An 8319-nucleotide genomic window follows, 5' to 3' on the forward strand; every position below is an offset into this window, starting at 1 on the left:
ACCCTCTCCGCCCCCGAGGACCTGAACAAGTGTAACAGCCCCCCCCCCGCCAGGGGGGCGGGTTTGTTCTCCCACTCCCACCCCCCCCCCCCCGGGGGCCCGCCCCCCCCCCCTGCTCGGCGCCAGATCGGGCCCGGGCGGGTTGCCCCGGGTGCGGAGGGCGTAGTCAGGGCCGCCGGCGGAACCCGTGCCCGTCGTCGCACCGCCATAACACCGTCTTGTGAGAGCCGGGACCGATCCTCGCCAGGTCCAGGTCGGCGTTCAGCTCCGGGTGCCACTGGGCGGCGATGGCCGGGTGCTCGTTGACCAGGAATCGGGTGCGACGTGTCATGAGTACGCACCGTAGGGCGCGCCACTGACATGCCCTTGCCGAGGTCACCAGGCTGGAGCGATTCGCCGGCGGGAGATCGGGTCAAACGCCATGAGTATGATCGCCGTCACTCTTCGGGCCGTTGTCAGTGGGCGAGCGGAGAATCACCGGATGGCCCATGAACCGGCGGAGGCCGGCGAGTCCGAGAGCCTCGCCGTCTCCTTACGCACTTACCTGTCCGAGACCGGCTTTTCCTTCACCGGCCTGACCGGCAAGGAGGCGACCCAGTCCATCACCCGGGCGGTGGTGCAGTGGGTGGGAGCGTCGGGGTGGAGGTGCAGAGCGGAGGCGCAGATCCGCTACATCGACCCGCCTCGTCTGAAGCACGGGGGTTGCATCGCCTACTGGTCGCCGTCCTGGTCTGCCTACCTGGACCTGCGCGTGATCCGCAAAGACGGCCCACCGATCGCCGTGGAGATCGACCGCGCGGACGAGAGCACCGCCGTGGACAAGCTTCGAGACGAAGCACTCCGCGGGGCGCCCCGCGCTGTGGATCCGTTGGCATGGAGCGCTGCGTGCCGAGCTCCCGGCCGGTGTGGCCCATCTGCACCTGCCCACGCGGTCCAGCAAAGCGCCCTTGCGGTACTCGCTGGCCCCGGTGGCTGGCACCGAGGCGATCACCCTCGGCCCGCCCGTCACCCCGGAGGCCCGAGCGGACGCTCTGCGGCGAGACCAGCAGCGGATCGCGGACGAGAAGCGTGCTGCTGCCCGCCCCCAGGCCGGGCCCCACTCGCTGCTATTGGTGAACTCCGGCCTTCACGGTGAGCAAGCCAGGATGATATGACTACGTTGCGTGATATCGCGTGGCGGCTCGGTATCGGGGGCGGTGAAGTGTGGCGGGGGAGCTGCAGCCAGGCAGGGACGGCGCGAGGCCGGTCTTCGAGAACATTCCGGAGCCGGCCTCGCCTCCGGTGGTGGTCACCGCTCCACAGGGCGCTCCTACCTTCACCCCGCAACAGCTCCTGGCCCATGTCTACAAGGCCGACGACTGGGAGGACTTCACCGTCGAATGGGTCCGGGCATTCGGCCTATGGAACGGGCGACCCTATCTCCGGGTGAAGAGAATGGGCGGGGCAGGCGACCGAGGAGCGGACGTCGCGGCCTGTCTGACTCCCCAGGGCACTGCTGGGGAGTGGCACTGCTACCAGTGCAAGCACTACAGCAAGGCGCTGACGCAGAGCGATGCATGGCCCGAGATGGTCAAGATCTTCACGGCGAAGGTGCTGGGCGAGTACGAGCTGCCCGCTCGGTACGTCTTCGTGGCACCGAAGATCGGCCAGACCCTGGATCGGCTCCTCCTCCATCCTCCAAAACTGAAGAAGGACTTCCTCGAAGCCTGGGACAAGGCGGACTCTAAACTCGGGACCGATCTTGACCCGGCCGTACGGCAGGCTGTCGGGGACCTCGCTCGGCAGACGGACTTTTCGATGTTCGAGGCCGCGGACATCGACAACATCCTGGAACTGCACGCGACGACCCCGCACCACGTGCGGCGTTTCCCGGAACAGCTCAGGCCACGTCCAGACGCCGATCCGGCGCCCGCAGAACAGAGGGCTGACGAGGCCGTCTACGTGCAAAAGCTCCTGGACGTCTACAACGAGAAGTACGGCCTCAGCCTGGAGACCCTTGCCCAGGCTCGCGAGCACGAGCGGATCAACCGGCACTTGGCCCGACAACGAGAGGCGTTTTTCCACGCAGACGCATTGTGGGTCTTCGCCCGCGAGAGCGTCCCCGAGGCCACCTACAAGAAGATCGAAACGAACCTGTACAACGCCGTGGTTGACATCGAGGACCGCGACTACAACTGCGGACACGACCGCCTGGACGCCGTCCTGGACGCCGCCGCAGCCCACCAGCCCAACCCACACAACGTCCTCGCCCCCGTCGTGGAAGTCATCGACCTCAAGGGCCTCTGCCACCATCTGGCGAACGACCACAAGCTGACCTGGTGCAAAGAGGAGTCCGCGTGAATCCTCTCAACAGCGCCCTGGAAGTCGGCGTCCGCGCCTTGGTCCTACTGTCCGAGACCTTCCCCCGCCGCCTGGACGTCGCCCAGCTCGTCTACCTCGACCACGCCATGCTCCACAGCGGCGACCTCGACGACGGCCCATCCAGCCTCCACCCAGACCTCCCCGTCGGCCCTGGCGAACTCGGCTTGCGCCGGCGCCTCATCGAGCAGGGACTCGTCGTGCTGATGCGTGCCGGCCTCGCCGACATGACCGCCACCGACGATGGCTTCCTGTACGGAGCCACAGAGGAGGCCGCCAGTTTCCTCAACGTCCTGGAAGCCCCCTACGTCGGGCTCCTCACGGAACGGGCCTCCTGGCTAGTCAGCACCTACATGCACGAAGAAACGGACGTCCGCGACGGCATGAAGCAGATCACCCAGCGCTGGTTCGACCGCCTCACCGCTGACACGCCGCACTCAGCCGAAGGGGACGTCCTGTGAACAGGCTGACGCTGGTACACCTGACATTCTTCGGAGTGGGCAAGCCCCCCGCGACCGTTGAGTTCAGCCCGGGCCTGACGGTCATCTACGGCGCTTCCGAGACGGGCAAGTCCTACATCGAGAAGTCCGTGGACTACATGCTGGGCGCCAGCGAGCTCAAGCCCATCCCGGAGGACAAGGGCTACAGCCGCATCCTGCTCGGGCTTCGAGTAGACGATGGCAGGGTCCTGACCCTCTCCCGGGGGCTCGCGGACAGCACCATCGACGTGTTCAACAGTGATCTGCGCAAGCTCACCACGGCGCCGGCCGATGCCACGCTCAACTTCAAGCACAGCTCCACCTCTCAGCGGAACATCTCCCGATACCTCCTCAAGCTGCTGGGAATCGACGGCCTGAAGATCCTCCGGAACTCGCGCGGTGAAGTACGGCTGCTCAACTTCCGGGACCTGGCCCGACTGTCCGTCATCAATGACTCGCGTATGGCCGGAGAGCGGTCCCCGGTCCTCACCACAGGGCTGCCGCAGAACGAGACTGGCGAGAAGTCAGTCCTCAAGCTCCTTCTCACCGGGCAGGACGAACCAGTCGGCCCGACTGCGCCCGGCACGGTGGAGAGGAAGGTCGGCAAAGGCCAGGTTGAGATCCTCGACCGCCTCATCGACGACAACCGCGGAAAGCTCACCATCGCCACGAATCAGTCCGAGTTGCGTGAGCAGATGGCTCGCCTGCAGAGCTCACTGGACAACGCCACAGCTAGATCCGGTCGGCTCATCGCCTCCCGCTCCGCGCTCGTGCAGCGTCGCCGTGACCTGGAAGCCAGCGACAGCGCCAATCAGCAGCGCGCCAGCGAAGTGCGTCAACTTCTGGCCCGGTTTGCACTGCTACGGGAGCAGTACGAGTCGGACCTCGAACGCCTGCGCATGGTCGGTGAAGCTGGGAATCTTCTGGGCTACTTCCAGACCGGCACCTGTGTCTTTTGTGGTGCAGAACCAGAGCATCAGCACCCTGGGCATCACCTTGCTGAGACAACACAACTGGCAGCGGCTGTTGCCGCTGAGACCCGGAAGACTACGGAGCTGCACCGCGACCTCCTCAGCACGATCGAAGACCTCGAGGCTCAAGCGGTAGATCTGACCGCGGAGAGCTCCCGCCGCGCTGACCAGCTCACAGCCATCGACAGTGAACTGCGTGCACTTGAGGAGCAGCTCGAACCACTTACGACAGACACCAGCGAGGTCCTCGCAGCTCGCTCACGCCTGGAGCAAGAGTTGGCTATCCACGCCCAGATCGAGCAGCTCGAAGAGATGAAGGCATCACTGTCGAATGCCCTGCCCACCCCGCCACCGGCCAGACGGGACGGCATTCCCGCTGTCGAGGTCTCAGACTTCGAGCAGGCGATTCACCAGACGCTTCAGGCCTGGCAGGTACCCGGAGAGAACCGCGTCACCTACAACGCGACCAGTGCAGAGATCGCAGTCGACGGGCGGCCCAGAGGGAGCCGGGGCCAGGGCATGCGGTCCATCATCCACGCGGCCTTCGCCGTATCACTGGCACGCCGCAATACTGCTCGCGGTCTGATCCACCCTGGATTCGTCGTGCTCGACTCGCCCGTGCTCACCTACCGACAGCCTGAGAATCGGGAAGCTGATCCGGAGCTGATGACCTCCGACGTTGTGGAGCACTTCTACCGAGACCTGCTCGACGACCCTCCGGGCCAGGTCATCATAATCGAGAACGGCACTCCGCCCGCCACCATCGCCGAACGTGCCAGGATCTACGCCTTTGACGCCGACGGTTCCGAACGTCTCGGCTTCTTCCCGCCCCAAGATGAGCCACCCACGGGCTGACCGTAGACCAGATTGGCGAGTGGCCGGCCATGCTGCGGCCGACCACTCTCCAGCCAGCACTACGCCCACTCCACTCCGAGGTCTCGCAGCGTGGCTAGATGCTCCTGGGTGAGCTTGTCGCGGCGGCTCTTGGTGTTCGAGACCCACACGCCCAGCTTCACGGTCACCGGCTCCTCCCCGTCGACGGCGATCTCCTCGGCGTGGCTGCGCGGCACCGGCCGGTCCGGACCTTTCCGCTCCACCCACTGCGCGAGGGCCGTCAGGCCGCGCTGAAACGCCTGCTGCGCCTTGCTCGGCCCCCTTCGCCGTACGCCCAGTTGCCGGGGCGGCAGGGGGCGCCTCCAGCGGCTTGACGCCCAGCGTGGACAGCCGCTCCTGTTGCTCGGCCTGGAGCCGAGCCCAGACGGCCGGCTGCTTCTGCTGCTGGAACCACTTGCCGATGTCGTCGCCGTCCATCAGCACGCCGGGCTGGATCTCGGGCAGGCTGCCGTCGGCTTCGACCAGGCCGCGAGGACCCGGTAGTGGCGCTGCCAGTCCAGGGGCCAGGGGCAGTTCCAGTCCGGGTCGATGGCGGTGAGCTGCGCCGCGCGTACGGCGGCCCGCTCCGGGTCCTTTCCCAGGCCGTTCTTCGCCCCATTCCGGCGGAGGTTCGCCATGTGCTGCCCGACGGGCACCATGGCCTCGCCCTCGCCCCACACCGCGTCCTGCTGGGGCGCGAGGTGCCCGGTGGCCCGCCGGTACGACCGGAGCGCGGCGAGCTTGGCCTCCCACGCCTCCTCGCCCGGCTCCCACACCATCCCGGCCTCGTCGAGCAGCTCCTTGGCGGATCGAGCTCACCGGCGCGCAGCGTCTTGCGCTGCTGGTGCCCCCACCTCCCCAGGGGGAAGTCCTTGGTGACGCCGACCTCGACCTCGACGTCGTAGGGAACGGCGTACAGGCCGGTGATCTCGTTCTCCTTCCGCCAGCGCAGCAGCGCCTGGTAGCCCTCCAGCCACACCAGCGACTCCGGCCGGTACACCCGCGTACGCAGGAACGCCGCGATGGTGGCCGCGTCGCGCAGGGTGGAGAAGTGGAGCAGTGGGGACTCGGCAGCGGCGTCGGTGTCGTCCTGCTTCTGGTCCTCGCCGTCGGCCCCGACGATCGGCCCGTCCTGATCGCGCCGGATGTGCGCCTTGCGCTTGCCGCTGGTGAGGGCCCGGGAGTCGAGCTGCTCGACCAGGCGCTCATCGTGGCTGCGCAGGCCCTGGAGGACGGCTACGAGGGGGCGGAAGCTGGCGTTGGCGACCATGTCAGTCGGGTCCTCGCCGGGCTGGAGGAAGACGGGCACGATGATGTGGGCGACCTTCTTGGTGCCGTCGCGGTTCAGGCGGAGCGCCCGGCCGATGTTCTGCACGATCTCTACCTGGGAGCCACGGGTGTCCGCGAAGTAGATGGCCTCCACGCCCCGCTCGCCGGTGATGTCCACACCTTTCTCGAGGACACGCACGGACGCGTGGAACGCCCGGTGCACTCGGTGGCCGGCCGCGTCGATGCTGTTGGCGAAGTGGCGCAGGACCTGGCGGCGCTCGGACACGAAGTGGTCGCCACCGAGCCCTGCCGACCACACCCGGCCCGGGGGTATGTGGCGTCTGGCCTCTGGCTCGTAGAAGGCCGGGCGATCGACGAGGGGGGAGCTGGTCTACGGCGGCCAGGTCGTCGTCTGAGGCGTCGTCGGGGTAGGGCCCGGCTGGAGTATGCGGCAGCTTCTCCGTGAACGTGGCGGCCTCCTCCACCTTCTGGTGGAACGGTCTGGTGCCTGGTATCGGGCCGTTCCTGGTCGGGCTGGTTCCCGTGTCTTGCCTGTGCTGGTTTGCGTTGGTGGTGCGTGAACCGTATCCACGTTACTGGCGCGCTGGCGTTGCTTACCGCCGTCATCAGTGCCCTCGTCATCGCTGCACCCGCGAGCGCTACCTCCGTCATCGGCTTCGGCAATGCGGCTTTCGACAATGCCTGCGTCAACATCGGTGGCCCTCGTACCGCTGGTGCTACGAAGCAGCACAGCGGCATCATCACTGGCCTCGGTGTCGCCCTGCCCGTCGGCAGCCCAGGCAACCAATGCGGCACCCTGGGACTGCCAACCATCCTCCACGAGGAGCTCGGTGTGGACGTGATGGGCACTGTGACAGGCGGGGAACTTTAGCCGCACGGCTGCTCCCGTGCGGGCTGGCGTCGTCGTAGAGCCGGTCGCCGTGCCTGCCGGCGTTCGTGCAGGGTGCCTGAGGGTCGCTGTCGTACCAGGGACTGCTGCCAGCCCCGCATGGTCGTTACTGTGAGCCCCGTGCGCGATGTGACGCTGCGCCCCTACACCCTGGCCGATCAGGCGGTGGTGGTGGAGCTGGTCAATGCCGACCGGCTGCCGGGTCAGCCGCACGCCACGCCCGCCATGTTTGGTGAGGCGCTGGCGGGGCGCTCGCCCGTGGATGGGGGCTGGTGGGCCGAGCTCGACACCCCGGCCACCCTGGTGGCTGTGGACTCCATGGGCGCGGTTGTCGGGGTGGTTTCGTACGCGCTGCGCCCGAAGGACGGCACGGGGCAGCTCCTGTGGCTGCACTGCCGGGAACGCCCGGACGTCGCCGACGCGCTGATCCGGCACACCGTGACCGCCCTCGCGCCCCGGCCGGTGCACGCCTTCCACTTCGCCTCCGCCCTGTCCCTCGGTCTGGAGGCCCTGCCGGTCCGGCACCGGCCCGCCACGGCCGCCGCGCTGGAGCGCGCCGGGTTCACGGGCGAGCGCCTGTGGCGGTATATGCGGGCCGACCTCCCCGTGCCTGGCCTGCCCCGCCTGCCGGATGTCAAGGTGGGCGCCGACTCGGGAGGCAAGGACGCCCGGCGCCTGGTGGCCCGCAAGGGCCTGAGGACAGTCGCTGAGGCAGTCGTTGGCCTGCCGGTTCAGGGCACGGGTGTGCTGTGGTGGATCGGTGTCGAACCGCACGCACGCGGGCAGGGACTGGGCCGTGCCATGCTCGGTTCCGCCCTGGACGTCCTGGCCGGGCTCGGCGCCACGCAGGTGATCCTGTACGTGGACGACGACGCCCCGCCGGGGGACGAGCGTGACCGGACAGCGGCGAACGCTCTCTACGAGTCAGCAGGGTTCACCGAAATCGACCGGCTGTACTCCTACACCCTGTGATACGCCAGCACGTGGCTGTCCAAGCCGCCAGGAGACTGTCCCGTGACCCCGTGTTGGGTGAGTGCTTGTCAGGTCCCGTCGACGCAGCTTGCACGGGACAAGTGACGCGGTGGATGCCGTCGGCATGAGCAGAGCTGCGCCCGCCCTGCGCCAGACTCGATCCACGCATCGAAATGAAGCATCGTGCTACGGTGTGAAGCCCGGCGCTGCAAGGCTACCCACCTCAAGCCCCGCCGCCGGGCAGTAGCGAGCACCCTCCTCGTGCTGCTGCCCGCGTCAGCGGGCGTACCCGGGGAGCGAAGCGGACCGGATACCTGACGCAGACTCAAACCCCTTCGCAAAAATCCAGCCAGAGCCCCCAGGGCCGGGGCCGGGGAGCGAAGCGAGCCGGACCACCCCCGCGAAGCGGGCCTACGCCGAGCGAAGCGAGACGGGTATCCCTAGCCTCCCGCGAAGCGGGAGGCGTCTCACGGCCGAGCGAAGCTCG

Annotated in this window: 6 protein-coding genes and 1 pseudogene; 5 read left to right on the forward strand and 2 right to left on the reverse strand. The window is 67.8% G+C overall.

The features are described from left to right. Window positions 1–166 precede the first annotated feature (166 nt). On the reverse strand, window positions 167–331 hold the full coding sequence (locus AB0J57_RS34630) for a zinc-ribbon domain-containing protein (RefSeq protein ID WP_366132399.1): 165 nt from the start codon (window positions 329–331) through the stop codon (window positions 167–169). Between the two features lie 872 nt (window positions 332–1203). Between AB0J57_RS34630 and AB0J57_RS34635 the strand changes: the two genes are divergently transcribed. Genes AB0J57_RS34635 through AB0J57_RS34645 form a run of 3 tightly spaced genes read left to right on the forward strand, consistent with a single transcriptional unit; the run spans window position 1204 to window position 4663 of the window. Next, complete coding sequence (locus tag AB0J57_RS34635) at window positions 1204–2340, forward strand: ABC-three component system protein (protein WP_366132400.1); 1137 nt, start codon at window positions 1204–1206, stop codon at window positions 2338–2340. Then, window positions 2337–2819 carry an ABC-three component system middle component 2 gene (locus tag AB0J57_RS34640; RefSeq protein WP_366132401.1) on the forward strand — a complete coding sequence of 161 codons (483 nt, stop codon included), beginning with the start codon at window positions 2337–2339 and terminating at the stop codon, window positions 2817–2819. Before AB0J57_RS34635 ends, AB0J57_RS34640 begins: the two co-directional genes overlap by 4 nt. Further along, window positions 2816–4663, forward strand: coding sequence for a hypothetical protein (locus AB0J57_RS34645; RefSeq protein WP_366132402.1), 1848 nt, complete (start codon window positions 2816–2818; stop codon window positions 4661–4663). Before AB0J57_RS34640 ends, AB0J57_RS34645 begins: the two co-directional genes overlap by 4 nt. A gap of 59 nt (window positions 4664–4722) precedes the next feature. On the opposite strand, the pseudogene AB0J57_RS34650 reads toward AB0J57_RS34645, so the two are convergent. Further along, window positions 4723–6447: pseudogene (locus AB0J57_RS34650) on the reverse strand (Helicase associated domain protein); the annotation flags it as partial. A gap of 80 nt (window positions 6448–6527) precedes the next feature. Between AB0J57_RS34650 and AB0J57_RS34655 the strand changes: the two are divergent. Both AB0J57_RS34655 and AB0J57_RS34660 read left to right on the forward strand, forming a co-directional pair. After that, window positions 6528–6842, forward strand: coding sequence for a hypothetical protein (locus tag AB0J57_RS34655; RefSeq protein ID WP_366132403.1), 315 nt, complete (start codon window positions 6528–6530; stop codon window positions 6840–6842). A gap of 138 nt (window positions 6843–6980) precedes the next feature. Continuing rightward, entirely contained in the window at window positions 6981–7832 is an 852-nt protein-coding gene (locus tag AB0J57_RS34660; protein WP_366132404.1) for a GNAT family N-acetyltransferase, read from the forward strand. The last annotated feature ends 487 nt before the right edge of the window (window positions 7833–8319 follow it).

Source organism: Streptomyces sp. NPDC049837 (genome assembly GCF_040674455.1).
Classification (GTDB): domain Bacteria; phylum Actinomycetota; class Actinomycetes; order Streptomycetales; family Streptomycetaceae; genus Streptomyces.

What these genes read in the sequence shown, in the direction of transcription:
- AB0J57_RS34630 (WP_366132399.1), bottom strand. Translation starts at nt 331, where the DNA reads ATGACACGTCGCACCCGATTCCTGGTCAACGAGCACCCGGCCATCGCC.